The 16,131-nt window shown below is 57.9% G+C and carries 20 protein-coding genes; 2 read left to right on the plus strand and 18 right to left on the minus strand.

Annotated elements, in window-relative coordinates; all coding sequences use genetic code 11:
* Nucleotides 1–763 precede the first annotated feature (763 nt).
* Together GUY40_RS11095 and GUY40_RS11100 are read left to right on the plus strand one after the other, a co-directional pair.
* Entirely contained in the window at nt 764–1,120 is a 357-nt protein-coding gene (locus GUY40_RS11095) for a hypothetical protein (RefSeq protein ID WP_166568993.1), read from the plus strand.
* Between the two features lie 140 nt (nt 1,121–1,260).
* Nucleotides 1,261–1,581: an SOS response-associated peptidase family protein gene (locus GUY40_RS11100; protein WP_166569084.1), complete on the plus strand. Its 321-nt coding sequence runs from the start codon at nt 1,261–1,263 to the stop codon at nt 1,579–1,581.
* On the opposite strand, the gene GUY40_RS11105 is transcribed toward GUY40_RS11100, so the two are convergent.
* From GUY40_RS11105 to GUY40_RS11190, 18 genes are all read right to left on the minus strand, one after another.
* Entirely contained in the window at nt 1,575–1,778 is a 204-nt protein-coding gene (locus GUY40_RS11105; protein WP_166568994.1) for a hypothetical protein, read from the minus strand. The genes GUY40_RS11100 and GUY40_RS11105 overlap by 7 nt on opposite strands.
* 23 nt (nt 1,779–1,801) lie before the next feature.
* Nucleotides 1,802–2,239, minus strand: a complete 438-nt coding sequence (locus tag GUY40_RS11110; protein WP_166568995.1) for a DUF2514 family protein — start codon at nt 2,237–2,239, stop codon at nt 1,802–1,804.
* Nucleotides 2,236–2,874, minus strand: coding sequence for a glycoside hydrolase family 19 protein (locus tag GUY40_RS11115; protein ID WP_166568996.1), 639 nt, complete (start codon nt 2,872–2,874; stop codon nt 2,236–2,238). The genes GUY40_RS11110 and GUY40_RS11115 overlap by 4 nt, the downstream gene beginning before the upstream one ends.
* 639 nt (nt 2,875–3,513) lie before the next feature.
* Nucleotides 3,514–3,885 (minus strand): hypothetical protein, encoded by a 372-nt coding sequence (locus GUY40_RS11120; protein WP_166568997.1) that lies wholly within the window; start codon nt 3,883–3,885, stop codon nt 3,514–3,516.
* A gap of 30 nt (nt 3,886–3,915) precedes the next feature.
* Nucleotides 3,916–5,877, minus strand: coding sequence for a hypothetical protein (locus GUY40_RS11125; protein WP_166568998.1), 1,962 nt, complete (start codon nt 5,875–5,877; stop codon nt 3,916–3,918).
* Nucleotides 5,878–6,101: 224 nt separating this feature from the next.
* Complete coding sequence (locus GUY40_RS11130) at nt 6,102–6,557, minus strand: hypothetical protein (RefSeq protein ID WP_166568999.1); 456 nt, start codon at nt 6,555–6,557, stop codon at nt 6,102–6,104.
* A 27-nt stretch (nt 6,558–6,584) separates the two neighbouring features.
* Nucleotides 6,585–9,650: a host specificity factor TipJ family phage tail protein gene (locus GUY40_RS11135; protein WP_166569000.1), complete on the minus strand. Its 3,066-nt coding sequence runs from the start codon at nt 9,648–9,650 to the stop codon at nt 6,585–6,587.
* Nucleotides 9,616–10,029 carry a hypothetical protein gene (locus GUY40_RS11140; protein ID WP_166569001.1) on the minus strand — a complete coding sequence of 138 codons (414 nt, stop codon included), beginning with the start codon at nt 10,027–10,029 and terminating at the stop codon, nt 9,616–9,618. Before GUY40_RS11140 ends, GUY40_RS11135 begins: the two co-directional genes overlap by 35 nt.
* The gene (locus GUY40_RS11145) at nt 10,022–10,507 is read right to left on the minus strand and encodes a DUF1833 family protein (RefSeq protein ID WP_166569002.1); all 486 of its coding nucleotides are present in this window, start codon (nt 10,505–10,507) and stop codon (nt 10,022–10,024) included. Before GUY40_RS11145 ends, GUY40_RS11140 begins: the two co-directional genes overlap by 8 nt.
* A gap of 11 nt (nt 10,508–10,518) precedes the next feature.
* Nucleotides 10,519–12,972 (minus strand): phage tail tape measure C-terminal domain-containing protein, encoded by a 2,454-nt coding sequence (locus GUY40_RS11150; protein ID WP_166569003.1) that lies wholly within the window; start codon nt 12,970–12,972, stop codon nt 10,519–10,521.
* Between the two features lie 25 nt (nt 12,973–12,997).
* On the minus strand, nt 12,998–13,120 hold the full coding sequence (locus GUY40_RS28260; protein WP_256675707.1) for a hypothetical protein: 123 nt from the start codon (nt 13,118–13,120) through the stop codon (nt 12,998–13,000).
* An 80-nt stretch (nt 13,121–13,200) separates the two neighbouring features.
* On the minus strand, nt 13,201–13,638 hold the full coding sequence (locus GUY40_RS11160) for a phage tail assembly chaperone family protein, TAC (RefSeq protein WP_166569004.1): 438 nt from the start codon (nt 13,636–13,638) through the stop codon (nt 13,201–13,203).
* A gap of 8 nt (nt 13,639–13,646) precedes the next feature.
* Nucleotides 13,647–14,366, minus strand: coding sequence for a phage tail tube protein (locus tag GUY40_RS28775; RefSeq protein ID WP_166569005.1), 720 nt, complete (start codon nt 14,364–14,366; stop codon nt 13,647–13,649).
* Between the two features lie 54 nt (nt 14,367–14,420).
* Nucleotides 14,421–14,789: a DUF3168 domain-containing protein gene (locus tag GUY40_RS11170; protein ID WP_166569006.1), complete on the minus strand. Its 369-nt coding sequence runs from the start codon at nt 14,787–14,789 to the stop codon at nt 14,421–14,423.
* Complete coding sequence (locus tag GUY40_RS11175) at nt 14,786–15,277, minus strand: HK97-gp10 family putative phage morphogenesis protein (RefSeq protein WP_166569007.1); 492 nt, start codon at nt 15,275–15,277, stop codon at nt 14,786–14,788. The genes GUY40_RS11170 and GUY40_RS11175 overlap by 4 nt, the downstream gene beginning before the upstream one ends.
* On the minus strand, nt 15,270–15,605 hold the full coding sequence (locus GUY40_RS11180) for a phage head closure protein (protein WP_166569008.1): 336 nt from the start codon (nt 15,603–15,605) through the stop codon (nt 15,270–15,272). Before GUY40_RS11180 ends, GUY40_RS11175 begins: the two co-directional genes overlap by 8 nt.
* Nucleotides 15,602–15,931, minus strand: coding sequence for a head-tail connector protein (locus GUY40_RS11185; protein ID WP_166569009.1), 330 nt, complete (start codon nt 15,929–15,931; stop codon nt 15,602–15,604). The genes GUY40_RS11180 and GUY40_RS11185 overlap by 4 nt, the downstream gene beginning before the upstream one ends.
* Nucleotides 15,897–16,124: a hypothetical protein gene (locus GUY40_RS11190; RefSeq protein ID WP_166569010.1), complete on the minus strand. Its 228-nt coding sequence runs from the start codon at nt 16,122–16,124 to the stop codon at nt 15,897–15,899. The genes GUY40_RS11185 and GUY40_RS11190 overlap by 35 nt, the downstream gene beginning before the upstream one ends.
* Nucleotides 16,125–16,131 lie beyond the last annotated feature (7 nt).

Here is a 16,131-nt window from a genome sequence, read left to right on the forward strand (position 1 = left end):
CGGGACGGAGTGATTCGAACACTCGACCCCTTGCACCCCATGCAGCGGATGAAATACGCGTAAGTCATTGATATAAAATAGAAACACCCTTTCTCAAGCCCCACCAAAAACCGTGATTTCCGCGCTTTTGCAAACGGAAGCACGCGGCTTCCAGCCAGGGTTTTGCGCACAGTCGACGGTTTTCAAGACCGATACGAAGATGCCCGCCCGCCGCCCCCTTGGAACGAATTTCGGTTCCAAAACTTTTGGATTACCGCCCTGCTACAGGGCGCATTCCTCAAGGATGCCGCCCTTGAGTTTTGGAACCGATTTTCACCCCTCCTCCGGCGTCCTGCCGACCGAACACACTCCGCATATGCTTTCCATCGGTTGAGCTATGCTGAAGGTACGATTTCAAAGCCCGTAAAGAAAGAGATACACATAGGAATCCATCAAGCATTTAACGGTGCCCATTTCACGTCAAACTTGTCGAATCACCTGCCATTGGAAAACCTATGGAACAAGGAATCAGATCCAGAACTATAATCCTTGTGCAGTTCGCGACTCAGATCCTAACGGGTTGCACCCTATTCGCCATAATTGCACTTTCCTCTCTCGGTGCCAGTTGGCTGGCCCAGTATTTCACGTCTCTCCAATACCCAAATTTCTTGATTTCATCTCTATTTATCGTCGGAAAAATTATAATAATAATAGACGCACTCACACTATTTATATTCATCCTTATTTCTATTATGCGCCTGATTCATGGCTTCAGGAGCATAAAATGAATGGGAGCCCAGATACCCGAACGGGCTGGCGTCGGATTTTTGGTTCCTTAGCAACAGCAGAAGATGTTCATTTCGCTAAAGAGATGATTCATAATGTTTTTTGGTTCCTCACTATTGGATTAGCAACGCTAGGGCTCGAACACTTGGTCCAGATAGCTGAAGACAGAGGCACAAGCCAATCTATTATTGTGACATTCATAATTGTTAAATATGCCATGCTTGCCGCAGATGTAATCTGGTTTTTATCGCGACTGATCGTCGGGACCTATGGAGTTTGCGCACGCGCATACAAAGACATGCTCGCCATCAAACTCGCCATTAAAAACAAATCCGAAAAACCTCCAGCCGAGTGATCAGAACGTTGCATCTAATTTCACTGCCAACGGGCAAATCAAAACAACTTAGCGTTCCACATTCTTTGGGGGATCAATCCCCCCAAACCCCCAGCGTTACGCGGGCATCAAAACAGACCGCCAAGGGCTTCTGGCGTCCAATTCATGATCATCAATTCACCTGTCACCTCGGCATCGGCCAATTCCCGATCGAGAGCGAAGAGCAGCAGGAACGCCACGGCTTCGTCATCATCACTGCCGACTCTGCCGGTGGCATGGTGGACGTGCACGACCGGCGACTGGTGGTCCTGGCCCCGGAGCTGGCCCGAGAATGGCTGGACCCAGCTACACTCAGAGAGCGTGCCGAGCAGATGGTGCTGTTACAGGGAGAGCCGGCCGAGACCTTCGAATGGTTCAAGGTCGACTGGGCTGTCGGCAATGTTCGGAATCAAGGAGCCCATCTGATCCAGCCAGTTCAGTGAAGTGTCTGTGCCGGGCCACCAAGCACGCGGAACTGGTACTGCTGAACCGCAGCCATGAGCGACTCAGCCTCAACGCGCAGTCGCTCAACCTCCTCGGCCGGAAGGATGCCCTTCGCATCTTCGTATTCGCGCCACGCCTGCAGCGCCTGCTGCCTCAATGGTTCGCCTGCCGCAATCTTCTCCCCGAGTCCCTTCATACGCCCTCCCTCCCATCATTTGGTCAGGGCAGTATAGGCAGCTCGCAGGCCAGGCCTGCTATTCGGGCTCCGTCATAAGCCTTTGTCAGCTCTCCCGCTCGAGCGTCAGCCCATGTGAGCAGGTCGGAGAGCACTATCACGGCGCGGCCGGCTGCCTCGCCTCGTCGGGCAATGCCGAGATCGACGGTGCGGTTACCGGCAGCGACGGTCAATCCGTCGGCTGCGTTGTGCGCGCTCTCACCAGCAACATCAGCGCCAGCAGCATCAACGGCCGCCACCTGGCTCTGTTCTTTGGCATCTGCCCTCAATCCTTCTACGGCTGTCTGCCGACGTTGCTCTTCTGTCCGCGCCGACGACTCAGCCCGCTGACCCGTCTTGGCCTGAAACTCGCCCCGCTCTACCCATCGCGCACGCCAGTCAGCATCGGCCACGATATCGCCGGGGCCCCACTGGAAAATCACACCAGCACCTTGAGGCCAAGGTCATACAGCGCCTTGCGCTCAGCGGCACCGTGCGGAACGCGCCCAAGCTTACCGGTGTTGATCAGGCTGCCAATGTCCTGAAAGCGCCCGGCGTCCGCCAGATCGTTCAGTCTGTTGGTCGACCAGTACCAGGCTGCCGACAGCGCAGCCTGCTCCGGCTGCTCGAGCAAATCAGGTTCGTCTTCCAGCGGCAGGCCCAGGGCTGCGCCGGCCGAGCGGTAGTTGCTGCGACCGGTCAGTTGGATCAGGCCGCGGCCCCGGTATCGCCAGCCGTCACCGGCCTGGATGTTGCCATTTCTACCGGCATAGGCGTCGTTGGCGATTACCTCTGGGCGCTTGGCCAAGCTGAGGGCTTTGGAGTTCGGGTTGCTATCGGCGGCGCGGTAGCGGTTCGGCCAGGTGGCTGCCAAGCCCTTTGCGTCGTAATTCAGATTTTCCACCAGTCGGCGAAGCTGGCCAGATTCATGGCCGACCTGGGCAATGAACGCCGCCTGACGCACGCGGCTCTCGATCTCGAAGCGCGCCATTGCCCGGTTGAGCGCAGGAACAAAAACGCCCGCGACCGGGCGGGCGTTCGGGAGAATCTGCAGTAGCTGTTGCTCGGTCATCGGCATACTTTTCTCCAAGCGTAAAAAAGCCCGCACTTGGCGGACTTAAGGAGGATCTTCAGCAGCAACTTCTGCTACGTGATCATCATGCATTATTCAAGTAAAAGAGAAACCTGAGCTTCTCTAGAGCGTTTTTTGACGCCTGAAATCAATCGTTGCCATTAATTATCTCCAAGCTACCATCAGGAAATGGATGATAAGCATGTGGGGGAAAGGATGAGCACCTCAACAAAAAACGGCTGGAAATGGGCCTACCACAAAATCGCTATTGCTTCATCCTCACCCGACGCGCACAACTGTGATCCATCTCACATTTTGCAACTGACTTAGCAAGCGAGGTTTCAGGGATGAATCAGCACGAACTCCAGTCCTCCAAGGGCTTTAGGTGGGCCTATCGAAAGCTTCGCGATCTGCATTGCTCGCGACTGACAGCCGCTTACCGTGCGGCGCTACTTGCTATTCGAGGCGACTCAGGCTCATTCAAGAACAAGGTAAGCAGGCAAAAAATACACCTTCGGCGCTAAATCTGGCGCCCCGCCGAGGGGATTTAAAATCCCTTCTGATATCTGTCTTAGGTGCGCCATCGCTCGGCTGAGCGCAGGAAGCGCCCGCTACGGGGCGGGCGCTGTCTGTTGATCTGCGTGATCAATCTGGTTTGGGGTACTCGTCTTTCACTGCCCGAATAATTGCAGCCATTTCTTCCGCCGCGGCCCCACCCTTCCACAGAGCATCAAGTTGATCGCTGATAGGTGGGTACGCCTCAGCACGCAGGTTGTAATAGTCGGTGGCCAAAAGAACGCGACCGCTGTTTGCTGTAACAATATCGCAGCCCATCTGTACTGCTCCTTCTGGTATCGGATTTCCGATTCGCTCCTCAAGGACAATACCGCTGTCCCAATCAGCAGGCGCTATGCCAGGACCTGGGTATGGAGTAGTTGCAACAGGCTCCTGATACACTTGGTAGTCCCATTCGCCAACCTTGATGATCTCACCGTTGAGAACTACTACTTGAGCCATGATTCCTCCTAAAGCCACGATTTTTCTATTTCACATGACGTTGATAATCACATCATCAAAGTCAACGACAGCACCATTTTGGGCATTAATAGTGACTCGTGCGCTGACCGATCCAACCGGTGCATACCTAGTCATTGAGGAGCCGACCACAACCCAGGACGCGCTTGCCACTGTTTCTGCCACCGACAAAATTACGTTTCCGGCTACATCCAGGAACGCCATTGAGATTTGCCCGCTGATGCCAGATCCGGCAGGGGTTACAACTATGGCCCATGCTCCGGGAGCAACCATTTGACCCGGCTTCACAGCTACAGACTGGACGGTATTGATCCCAGCTGACGCCCCTGACGAGGTCAGCCTGGCACCAAACGAACCCAACTTGGCAGCCGCACCGCTGGCGACCGCTGTCGAACCGGCTGTACCGAAGGTCGTTGAAGTCCATGCCGCCAACGTTCCGGCCTCGAAACCACCGTTGGCCAAATTGTTTGCCAGCTTTCCAAGCGTCGGTTTTTTTGCACCAGCCAAGGGCTGGAAGGTACTTCCGTAAGCGACAGCAATACCGGCGCCGCTCACATAGCTCAAGTTCCCAGAGCCCTGCTCGAAAAGAAAAGCCCCCGCTGGCCATGTGATCCCAATGAAAACGACAGATGAGTTTGCGCCAACCTTGAAAGGCGAGTCAGTAAACAGCGGGGGGTTGTTCATGATCAGCGTGGTTCCGTCATACACCACCACGTTTGTCGTTCCGGTGATATCGAGGTAATCGTAATAAATGGTGGCTCCTGGGTTTTCTATGTTGCCGCCTAAAAAAACCACACGGTTGCTGTTGCCGGGAATGCTGAGCTTGATGTTAAGTACGGAGCACCCGTGCAGGTTTAGGCAGAACCCGTTTGCCTCGAGCGTAATGCCGCCGGTGCCATCAAATAGCTGGCAGTGGAAAAAATCCATAACCTCGCCCGAGTTGGTAAGTCCGGCAGGCGCGTACCAGTTATGGGTCAGCCCGTTTGTGAAGTTGCAATTCCAGAAGCTGTAACGCCACGCGTTATGTGTGCAATGAACATTTCTATCAAACTTTGCAAACGTAACATGCCATATAGAGCACTGGCCGCTGTATGTGAATGTCGGATGACCAATCAGGAGGCCGTAACGCCCCAAAATTTTGTCGCCTATGAAAGCCATTCCTTTGAATTTATTTGCCGAGTTGTGGTACGCCGAGTCTGGGTATGCAAGCGAAGAATACACATGAACAGCCGTAGAGCCGGTGAAGGCAGAGCAGTCGATTTTAACATCCCCCTCACCCTCAAAGCCGAATTTACCCAGATCAACTTCAAAAGTTGTCGACCCTGCCCATCGATAGTTGCCGGCCGGGACGATCAACTTGGCTCCAGTGTTCATTGCATGGGCTCGGGCCAAGAGAAAAGCGGGTAGATGGTCAAGGGCTGGACTATCAGTTTGGGTGTCGGAAATCATCGCCTGTGACATAAAATCAAGAACGCTGACGCGCTCTCGCACCTTCCTAAGCAATGTACCCCCGATGGCTCCGACACCTGCCGGCATGAATACAACCAAAGCCGATGACTTATCGGGGTTTGCCAAATCCTGCCGCAACACATCATCCCCGAGCAGAACAAAAGCGTCGCTTTCGGTCGCCCAGTTACCGGTCGTGGTGTAAGGAACCGTCGCCAAGGATGAAAGTCGGTATGGCTGACCATCCTTCATGACGTACTGATTGAAGCGTTCAATCAGCAACCCAGGAGCGTATTCGCCCACTAGGGAATAGCCAGTGGACTCAAGGAGATGATCAAACTGCTGTGTACGAGCTACTTGAGACTGGTCAAACTCAGCAATCATCCCAGGGATGCTTTTTCGGTCCACACCAAGCCGATCTTTGTACGTTGGCCCGGGCCCATTTGCGAAGCTATCGAAGCATTTTGCGTTGTCGAAAAGATCCTTCGGATTTGTGCTGCCGATCGGATTGCCGGTGTTGTAGCTCATGGTCATCTCGCTCACGGAGTAAGCCGTCGGCGCCGCAAACGATGCGGTACCAAGTGCGCTGAGTTTTATCAATTGCCGGCGATTTACCATTACGACCAACCTCAAAACAGGATCGGTCGGCAGTGTACCGGCGCAGAATTTGTAGGCCGAATGAAGAATGTGTCAGTCGTCGGAAAAGCTTGAGACAGACACCTTGTGTTGGCGGCTTGTGAACCGGCGCAGGTCTAACCTGCGGGCCATTCGCGGTTTATGGCGCGGTCGAAGATGTCCGTCATGGCGACGTAGTCGGGCACGGTGATGATCCAGTCAGCATCCAGAATCGGTCGCTTGAACAGCTCCACCTTTGCGGTAAAGCGCCATTGGCTCACGCCGACCAGGTTCGGGCCGTCATAGATATCGACAAACCGAGCTCGATGCTCATCCATGCCCAGCGGGGTCTTGAGCGGGCACTGGAACCACAGGCTGCCCGATATCAGGATGTGTTCGAACCATCCCTCAAACAACTGAGCCTGGGCATCGCTGAATAGCCACGAAACCGTGGCTACGGTGGGGACGTTCCTGAACTTGCGCCGCTGAATCGCCCTCCCGTTCGCTAGCTGCGTTCTCGATATTGGGCTGACTGGCTGGAAGCCGTAACCATCACGCTGCGGCAAGGGCAGAAACTCGGGGTATGCAATCATTTACTGCCTCTTTATCCGCTGGCTAGTTCACGCCGGCGCGCTGTTGTCGTAGAGATAAACCCTGTCGTCATAGGGCATTCCCTTCATGGAAACGTTGCCGTCGGATGGATCGGATCGCGTCACCAGAACCGGGTAGGCCCATTTTGAGTTAGGGCCGAACAGGATCTGCGGCAGATTGATATCCATGCTGGTGTCCGGAGAAAAATCCAGGTCGGCGATCATCACCTGGTATTCATCTTCCTGAGTCGCTGGATAGGGGCCTGAAAGCGTGCCGTCAGGCCGGCTGAACCCTATCTTGTGCGCGCCTCCTGCAGACCAATCCAGCGGCTCGGTTGAGGTGATAATGAATCCACCCGCTACCGGCTCAACCGCTTCGACTTGCGCGCTCTGACAGTTTCCAGGCATGTTGCCGGCCACTGCGCAGAAGCTCAGGTAGCCCGAGTTCATGCCGGCCAGTTCCGTCTCCCAGCTGTAGGTATCCTGTCGGTATTTCTGGTGCCCGCGACGGCGCATGCCGAAGCGGAAGGCCTGATTCTTGCTGCCCACGCCTGGGAGCTTGACCTTCTCAACCTTGAGCCCCGCGTCTCCCGGCCAGCGGCACTGCACGGTCTCCCATGCCCAGGTGGCCTGCGAGTAATACTCGACGTCCACGCCGTCGAAGTCGTTCGCGGACGACATAGGGCCGCTGATGGTCAGCGCCTTGGTCATGTTCTGCGGCGAGTAGGTCTGCGTTTTCGGACCGTACTCGCGGTCGAACGCGGCGCGAGGCTCATCTCGAACCAGGCTGACCAGGCCATTCTTGATGGTCAGCTCGGCCCAGCCGCAGGCCAGTGCATCGTTGAGTCGGTCTTTAGCGGTGCTGCCCTCATCAATCGTTTCATCGTAGGTCTGTCCGGCCGCCACGAACACATCATGCAGGCGGTCCCACTCGGCCAGGTCAATGTCGGCATCCTCGTAACCCAAGGCCTTCAGCACATACAGGCACCACGGCACAATGTCTCGGGTCTCCTGCGCAGGAAGCCAGGCGCCGCCCGAGCGAACCGGTAGCTTGCGGGTCGCCTCGACGCTGACCTGACTTTCGGATTGCGCCGAAAGCCGGTCGCCGCCACGAACTTTAACGGACATGATTGTCATGCCGGGGTAGCTGGCTGGGCGGGTCTGGCGAAGCCCTCTCAGGCCGTACCAGTTGACGTTATCGTTCCACTCCGAGGAGTTACCGCCGCCGCCCTTCGGCATCCGCTTGATTCGGCATTCCGCCTTCATCGGGTAGGGCAGCGTGTGCCGGAAGGTGAATCCCATCGTGTCTCGGCTGGCGCCGCTGACGGTCTGCGGTAGCACTGTCCAGGCCCCGGCGATATCCATGTCCCGGTACTCAAAGTGATGCGTCGAGGTGATCTCGTATTCCCATCCGCCTGTTTTCCCGAGGCCGATAATGCCGCTAGGGAACTGAATCGAATACTCGATGTGCGTGATCAGCTCATTTTCTGGTCCGGCAGCGAATGGACCTCGATACCCCCCTTCAAGGTTAGAAGCGTCCAGCGTGACCAGACCGCCAACCGTCTCCATCACATCAAACCCAGGCCAGCCGGTATCGACGGCCCCGGATGAGGTTAGGCGCTCGACCGTCATGATTGACGGGGCAAAGGCTGTGATCCGGTAGCGCAGGCCGCGAGGGCCGATGGCGGCAAAGTCGGGGCCTAGCGCCAGACCGGCCACAGGGGCGCCGCCGTCATAGTTCAGGGTCATCTGCGCCGGGACTTCGGGCGTTCCGCTGGTAGCCGCCGTGCCGGTGGTGTTGATCGGACTGGAGCCGAGGATATCGGCGCCACCACTGGAAACCATCGTTTCACCGCCAAAGGTGCCGAACTGGGTAATCAGCAGAAGACCACCCGAGGCGCTGGCCAGGAATGGCGCGGACCCCTTGGCGGTGTTGAAGGCGGAAACCAGCCCGGCCAGATCAACCGCATCCGTCGTCAGGTTGACCACGTAGGGCGTAGCGCCCAGCGTCACCGTGACCGACAGCGGTGTGACGTCGAAGTCATAGCGCGACGGAATACTGGAGCCCAAAATCGTCGAAGCGGTGCCCGATGATGGCGGCACGGCTGGCGCATACGGCGTAAAGGTGTGCACGACGTAATTGCCGGCGTTCGCCCCGGCGATCTCAATCACTTGCCCCGGAAACGGATTCAGCATCTCCAGCGGGCCTTGCACAATGTCACGCCCGGCGCCGCCATCGACGACGGTGTAGACGTAGGGCGACAGCACGCGAATAACCAGGCCCGCCTCCCAGTCGGCCGGGAATGAGCCGTTGCCCGCAGGGATCGAGATGGCGTCATCATTGAACTGGTAGGCCGACGCGGTGGCTGAAGGCGTCAGGCTGGTGGCGACGGTCAATTCCAGGCCGGCCGCACCGCTGGAGCTGGCGCCAACCTCGGCCACGTTGAACCACAGCATCGAGGCGGTTTCGCCGGATACGTCAGATCCGGGCGGGTAGACCTGCACCACGGCATCGGAGCCCAGCGAGATAATCGGGGTTTCGCCTACCTTCATGCGATTTAGCGGCACAGCACAGTCGCCATCGGACACGTACAGCAGCATTTCTACCCACTGCTCGCGCGGGTCAGCAAAGTAGGTTCGCGGCTCGGCCAGGTACGACGGGAAGACCCGCTGGAAGCCCGCCACATGGCGGATGGTGTCGCCCAGCTTGACCTTGTTGCCCTTGGCGCTGGCCTCGTCCAGGGGGCTGCCCTGCTCGGTGCCGGCCGTCGATGGCGTGCCGGGCATTTTCGGCGTCAGGAATTTGCTGACTGCTTTGGCGCCCGCCACCAGCAGGACCGCCATCGAGAACGGGTCAGTGCCTTTCGGCTCGCGCCAGATCTGCACGCTGTCGGACGGCTTGAACTTGACCTTGTGCCACAGGCGCGGCTCGATGATCTCGTCGTTCAGCGCGATGCTGATCGGGGCGCTCTCGCGGCGCTTGTAGCTGGGCGCCTGCGAGATCAGCCACTCCTCCAGTGTCATGCGGCGGTCGGTCTTGAAGACGGCCAGCGGCGCCGAATCAGCGACCTTGTTGGGGAAAAATTCGACTGTCATTGTAGTAAACCACTCTCGGGTAATCGGACTCAAAGTCCCGCACGGTGCGGACGCGGACGCCGCCCGGATTGGTATCGATGATTTTTAGCTGGCCTTCGACCTCGACCACGACGCCGACGTGCGCCATCAGCTGACCACGGAAGGCCCCGGCGATGGCACCAGGCTCAGGCGCGCATTCCTGCATGCCGATTTTCAATTCGCGGTAAGCCTCGGTGTTGTCGCGCAGGCGGTTGCGGCCGACATTGCCGAGACTGGGCAGCAGTTCCAGGCCGAAGACCTCATGGCGGATGGCGATGCAAAGACCCCAGCAGTCGTACGCCAGCGGCCCGCGCGCGCCGTCCACATAGGGGGCGCGCATGTACTTGGCCAGGTCAGACATAGATCAGGCCCGGCGCGGCATTGGCGGTCAGCTTCTTGCGCGGAAACTCGGTCCCCAGCAGATCGAACAGTCCGCAGGTGAGCGTGGCCGTCGTCTCGTCGTACTGCCGGTTGAGCAGACTCAGGTGAAAGCGCTCGGCCGGGAAGGTCAGGTCGCTTTCCAGGTAGCGACGATAAGTGACAGTCACCCGCGCTTCCGCCACCCTGGCCTCCTCCAGCTTGGTCTGCACCATGCCAGAGGTGTTATCCAAGGCGATCGTCAGGGTCTGGAATGCGCTGTTGTCGCGCTTGGGCAGGGCCTCATCGAAGCCCATGGCTGTAAAGGTGAGGGTCCGGCTGTCTTCCGTTCCGCACACGTAGTCGTCAAAGCCCGCGCAGATAGTGATCGGCTCAGCCCAGATGCTGCACACGGCCTCCAGGGTGTTAATGATCAGGTCGCTACCCGCCGAGGCGTAGCAAATCTCAATCGGGGTAGCCATTCCTTTTCCTCTTATGCTCCCTGCGAGCGCAGGCCATATTTCGATGAGTTGGCGTCGTGGATCTCGCCCTCGCCCATGATGTTCGAGACAACCACGTCGATGACCCATTGGCTGTCCTGCATGCGGCTGGACGACTGCCCGGCGCGGCTGCTGTCTTCGATCAGGTTGACGACGGGCGCCTTCCCTGAGCCGCCGCCACCGGAATCCCTGGACACCCGGTCAAGCGTTCGATCAAGTTTTGCGCTCGTCTCAGCAGTGGTGACGCGCTCACCTCTTTTCAGGTTCCACGTTCCGTCAGCTGGAACAAAATCAATACCATCGTGCGCCTGGCCGTCTAGGGCCGAGCCTACGGCCGTCATCATCACCCCCGCCGCAGCTGTCGCTGCGATCGCCGCGCCAGGTGCAACAACGGGCCCAACAAAAGGAATACCGATCATGGCGGTGAACGCACTCAACCCGGCCATGGCGACCTGAGCAGCTGCATAGGAAAGAAGTGCGTGCCCAACCGACTGGATGAAACTCGCAGCGAGGCCTTTGGCATCCAACTTTCCAGTCTCGGCCCATTCGGTCATGGCATCTGTAAGGTTTGAGAACGTGTCGGCGCCGACTGCCTTCATGTTTCCGTAAAGATCCATGCTGGCCTGAGCCTGGGTGGCAAACCCACTGATGAAGCCCGCAGCGCCGTTTTTCTGGAGGTCGTCGACCTTAAGGTAATAATCCTCCTGCATCTTTTTGCGATCATCCAAAGCTTTCCGCAAAGCCTCGGTTTCACGCTCGAATACAGAATCGGACACATCCCCACCTTCGTGACGCTGGCGAAGCAACTCAAGCTGATCCTGGTAGTCCTGCTCGATGGCAAGCATTTCCAAAACACGACGCTTCACTTCGTCGGTGTCGTAGGCATTCAGAAAGGTTGAATCCAGCCCGCGCTGATCGATTGTCAGCTGCTGATCGACGCTGTACTGGAACTCGCGTACGTCTTTGTCGTCCTTGTTCGCCTGCTGCAGTTTCGTCCGTTTATCAAGCTCTTCGGCCAGGCCCTTTAGGCGCTCTTTCTGCTGGTCATTGAGGCCAGCAAGTTTCCCTGACTCGAACTCGAACTGCAGTTTTGTAACCTCAGTAGCATTTTTACGGGCATCGGTTGTGGTGTTGATCAGTTCGATTTGGCGCTTGAGGTCGGTTTCCGTTGAGTCGAAAGAGTCTTGGATTTTCTTCGCAGCGGCGGCCGCGTCCGAAGCCGCTTTCTTGGCCGCTGCAGGATCAACGTTGCTCCCCGTACCAGGCGTTGTTGTCTGGGTTGTTTTGGCCAACTCAGCCGCGGCTTTCTTGGCATTGGCCACGTACTCTTTGAATCGATCTCCAGAGAGAGGGGTTTCTAACTCCTTGCGATTGTCTTCAGCTGCCTCTCTGGCGATTCCGAAGCTCAGCTCGGCGGCCGCAGCCATCTGGTTCGCGTTGGCAGCGAATTCCTTACTGGTGTCACCGAACGAAAGCTGCGACAGCGCTGCGTTTGCGCTGGAGTCCAGCTTTTGGATATAGCCGACCGCAGTCGAGAAAGTGCCCACCAACGTGTTGGCGACAATCTTGAAAACACGCGCGACACCATCTCCAGCGTTGACGACAAACGCAGTGGCCGTGACCATCTTTTCGCCAAGTTCGCCGACCTGCCCTTTGAGGCCACCGGCATCCTTCGCACTCTGGTTCACGTCCTTCGAGAACTGCGCCAGCACCGGGAGGAACTCGGCGGCCAGCATGGTCTTCGCCGAGGTCAGGTATTTGCCCAGGCCAGAGAGCTCGGTGCCGAACTGCTTTGCGGCAGCAATGGTCGATTCATCCATGACCACGCCGGCATCTAGCGCCGCCTGGCCAAGCTCATCAAACGCCTTGCCATTGTTCCGCAACAGAGGAACCAAGGCGGTAGAGTCGTTGGCAATGGCCTCCATGTAGAAGGTCATTTCCTGCTGGTTGACGTTGGCCTTCTCCAGGCTCGTGACGTACAGGGCCAGCGCTTCCTTGCTGTTCAGCTTTTTGAACTGATCGGCCGTCACCCCGACTTTCGGGGCAATATTGGTAAAGAAGTCCTGGAGCTCGCCACCCCCAGTAGAAAGGAAGTCGCCGACCTTGTCGTTAACGTCCTTGAGGATGTCAGACAGCTTGTCCTGCTCAACCCCAACGCTTCGCGCGCCGGCTGCATACTTCTGGAATTCAGTGGTGCCCAGACCAGCCAGCGCTGCCTGGTTGGAAATCTCTTTTGCGACATTGGCAGAAGAGACAACCATTGCGGTGAGCACGGCCGGAATGGCGCCGATGGCTACCCCAACGCCTTTCGCCAGATTGTCGAATGACTTGGCAATTTCGGCATTGCGCTTCTTGGCCTCCTGGCTTGCCTTGTCCAGAGGGCCGGTGAATGCACCAATCTTGGCAATAAGGTCGAGAGTAAGCGTGCCCAGTGATTTCGAGGCCATTCATTTTCTCCGGGCGGTTAAGACGTCAAGCCCACGACTCCATGGCTTGATCCAAGCTGATAGGCGCCTCGACCTCATGGGGCATGAAGTCGTAGATCTTGTAGCCGCCGTCCTTGCTGTGGGTGTTGGCATACAGAGTTGCGAGCAAGGCAGACCCCCGCTCGACTCGCATGCCGACATTCAGTGAGCCGCGCAGCGCGCGGTACTTCGCCCAAGACCTGAACTCATTCAGACTGAGTCGCTCCCGGGCCTCTGCGATTGTTCTTCCGCCGACGCCGGAGAGGACGAGTTCGTGCCAGAGCTCGTCGACATCGGAGAGCTGATCGTCTTTCCCAGGTTGTTGACCTCGGCGATCACCATCATCAATGCGACCGTCAAATTGCCGTCCAGGGCGCCCCGATTGGGATCAGCGTCGCCGGTGATGTCCGCAACGGCAAAGACTGGACGGCCCTCCTCGTCGCAGATACTGGCCGCGATCCGGCCGGCATAGGTCTCAACCTTGCCAGTGGCGGACAACACATCGTTGACTGCCGTTTGGTAACCCAGCGGCCGCACGAACACAGTGGCCACGATCTCTTGGCCGCCCTGCAACCACTTAATTTCACGCTCGACCGGGCGGCCCGTGAACGCACCGATGCTCGACAGAGTTTCGATATTCAGCTTCATGGACATCCTCACACGGTTTTGCGGATCCAGGCGGAGCCGCCCGATCGCTGAATGGTTGCGGAAGTGACGACGACGGTGTTGGCTGCGAAGTCGAACGGGAAGTCGCTGACATAGCCGTCGAACAGGAACCAGGTGCGGGTGGTCGGCAGGCTGAAGTCGTAGTCGCCCAGCGCGGCAGTACCGGCCGCGCCAGTGCCGGCGCCGGCGAAGGTGGCAGTCGGGGCGGTCACATAGCCGGAACCCGGATTGGTGATGACGACGCCAGTGATGACGCCGGCATTCACGGTCACGGTGCCGGTTGCGGTGGTGCCGCCAGCCGGAGGCGCGGAGAAGGTAACGGTCGGGGTGCCGGTGTAGCCAGTGCCGCCATTGCTGACGGTGACGGACGAAACGCCGCGGCCAATGCCAGGCGCTGCGGCGCCATCGGACCAGCCCACCACCCAACTCACATTGTCGATGGTGTCGTCTTCCGACAGCTGATGCAGCCGCACGTGGGAGGCGTTGCGTGGGTCAGCGTTCAGCGTCAGGGTGGCCTGACCCGGAGTACGCAAGCCGCGAAGGTACTTGCGAACCTTGTCACTGAGGCAAGTATCTTCAATCTGGTCAGCAGGGTTGCCGCCCGGGTTGAACGCTGTCGCGCACTGGATCTCGATCACTTCGAGCGCAGAGGGATCGGCAGCAGTTGGCACCAGCGCGTAGATCTGCGTGCCTTGGGTCAAAATCGACATGGCTTTCTCCAAGTGTCGGGCAAAAGAAAGCCCGCACATGGCGGGCTGGGTACATCAGCGCTGGACTATCCAGTCAACGTCGAAGCTGTATCGATACAAACCGGTTTCGGAGTCGCGGGTTTCGCCGTTGTAGCTGGTGATGTGGGCGGTCAGCTCAATCGCGTACTCAATGGCATGGCCCGCTGCTCGAGCGGCCGCCGCGGTCGAGGCGTACACGTCGACCTGCAGGCCGTAAGCCTCGGTGTCAGGACGGCCAGCCAGGTAGTTTTCAGGCGAGCCGTTGATGACCTGCCACACGCAATAGGTGCCGACAGGCTTTTCAGGGGCCAGGCCGAAAAGGTATAGCCGCACAGGGCTCGACCCGAGCAGCGCGGTCACCGCCGGGGCAGCGGCAGCAACTTGAAAGATTGGTGGATACTTCATTTGGCGGCCTTCTTCGCTGCGCGCTTGATGGCCCGATCAATGGCCTTTTCATATTCGGTGATGAATATGTTGGTGGCCTCCGCGATATTGTCTGCGAGAGCTTTGCGCATGAACGGAGTGGCGGCCATCTTGGCGGTACCGAATTCCAGGAGTCGCCAATGAGGTGTTGGCGCGCGTTCCGAAAGGTCGACGCTCTCCCCTTTCTTCGCCAGCACCGCCCCGTGCAGAACGCCAACCCGAAAGCCGAGATCACCGGTGGATTTGAATAGCTTGCCACTCCAGCGCAGCGCGATGTTGTCCGCTATCGATCGGCCGGTCTCGGTGTCGTCTAGGGCCTGAGCTCCCTCCTTCGCTTTATCAGCAATCAGCTGTGCCGCGCGTCGCAGGGCTGAACGGCCACCCTTGCGCTTCATGTCGTACGTCACGGCTTCCAGCTTGCCCAGCAGGGAATCCAGGCCAGTCAAGCTGAATTCAACGGCTTCAACCATCGTTGACCCCTTCGCTTACCGGAAGCGTCACATAATCGCGGCCACTGTCCTTGTCGGCCAGCACGCCTTCGATGTTGTAGATCTTGCCCCGATGCAGGATACGCATTGTTGCGTCGATATCATCTCGGTAACGGATGACGATGCGAGCCGATACCTTGGTCTGGGTTGTCGCCGCTGCTATGAACTCTCGAGCTGACAGTGGCTCGATGGCAGCCCAAGTTTTGGCTACCTCCATCCAGGCAACCATTGTCATCTCGCCGGTTACAGAATCCTGCACGTAATCAGGGCGTTGAATCACGATGGGGTGACGCAGCACACCTGCCTTCATGGCGTCACCTCGTCAGCAGGACCATGCCAATTCCGCGAAGACCAAAGAAGCGACTCGACAGCAAAGGGCAGCTCGGTCGCAATCGTGCCCGTTACAACCGCCTCGCGGCTTGCGTAGGAGTGCCCGAGAAGCAATAGCAGCGCTGCCTTGAAGCTGGCAGGAAAATCCTCAGCCGCCATCAACTTCGGGTTGTCGCAGAACCACAGAGCCCAGGCCAAAGCCGATTCAGCGTACAGCTCGATCAAATCGTCTTCGTCCTGATGATCAACACGCAGATGCTTGCGCATCAGATCAATCGATATCAGATCCGTGACGATTACGGTCATTTTTACTTCCTGGCTTCTTGGAGGTGGTTGTGGTTGGCTCTGGTATTGGAGGGCCTGCAACGGCTTCTGCCAATTCCATTCCGATCAATGCTTTAGCGTATTCGTCTGGCACATTGCGGACCTCGAATTGATCGAAGTTGCCGGCGTGATAGTGAGAGAACTGCCGCAGGGCCCGAATTTTCTTCATCTTCAAACGGGGT

The organism is Pseudomonas sp. R5(2019), assembly GCF_009905435.1.
Lineage (GTDB): Bacteria > Pseudomonadota > Gammaproteobacteria > Pseudomonadales > Pseudomonadaceae > Aquipseudomonas.

Excerpts from the sequence above, each read along its gene's own strand:
- GUY40_RS11130 (WP_166568999.1), bottom strand. The coding sequence starts at position 6,557 with ATGATTGCATACCCCGAGTTTCTGCCCTTGCCGCAGCGTGATGGTTAC.
- GUY40_RS28775 (WP_166569005.1), bottom strand. The coding sequence starts at position 14,366 with ATGTCGATTTTGACCCAAGGCACGCAGATCTACGCGCTGGTGCCAACT.
- GUY40_RS11180 (WP_166569008.1), bottom strand. The coding sequence starts at position 15,605 with ATGAAGGCAGGTGTGCTGCGTCACCCCATCGTGATTCAACGCCCTGAT.
- GUY40_RS11170 (WP_166569006.1), bottom strand. The coding sequence starts at position 14,789 with ATGAAGTATCCACCAATCTTTCAAGTTGCTGCCGCTGCCCCGGCGGTG.
- GUY40_RS11175 (WP_166569007.1), bottom strand. The coding sequence starts at position 15,277 with ATGGTTGAAGCCGTTGAATTCAGCTTGACTGGCCTGGATTCCCTGCTG.
- GUY40_RS11135 (WP_166569000.1), bottom strand. The coding sequence starts at position 9,650 with ATGACAGTCGAATTTTTCCCCAACAAGGTCGCTGATTCGGCGCCGCTG.
- GUY40_RS11125 (WP_166568998.1), bottom strand. The coding sequence starts at position 5,877 with ATGAGCTACAACACCGGCAATCCGATCGGCAGCACAAATCCGAAGGAT.
- GUY40_RS11145 (WP_166569002.1), bottom strand. The coding sequence starts at position 10,507 with ATGGCTACCCCGATTGAGATTTGCTACGCCTCGGCGGGTAGCGACCTG.
- GUY40_RS11160 (WP_166569004.1), bottom strand. The coding sequence starts at position 13,638 with ATGAAGCTGAATATCGAAACTCTGTCGAGCATCGGTGCGTTCACGGGC.
- GUY40_RS11105 (WP_166568994.1), bottom strand. The coding sequence starts at position 1,778 with ATGAAGGGACTCGGGGAGAAGATTGCGGCAGGCGAACCATTGAGGCAG.
- GUY40_RS11140 (WP_166569001.1), bottom strand. The coding sequence starts at position 10,029 with ATGTCTGACCTGGCCAAGTACATGCGCGCCCCCTATGTGGACGGCGCG.
- GUY40_RS11185 (WP_166569009.1), bottom strand. The coding sequence starts at position 15,931 with ATGACCGTAATCGTCACGGATCTGATATCGATTGATCTGATGCGCAAG.
- GUY40_RS11150 (WP_166569003.1), bottom strand. The coding sequence starts at position 12,972 with ATGGCCTCGAAATCACTGGGCACGCTTACTCTCGACCTTATTGCCAAG.
- GUY40_RS11115 (WP_166568996.1), bottom strand. The coding sequence starts at position 2,874 with ATGCCGATGACCGAGCAACAGCTACTGCAGATTCTCCCGAACGCCCGC.
- GUY40_RS11095 (WP_166568993.1), top strand. The coding sequence starts at position 764 with ATGAATGGGAGCCCAGATACCCGAACGGGCTGGCGTCGGATTTTTGGT.
- GUY40_RS11120 (WP_166568997.1), bottom strand. The coding sequence starts at position 3,885 with ATGGCTCAAGTAGTAGTTCTCAACGGTGAGATCATCAAGGTTGGCGAA.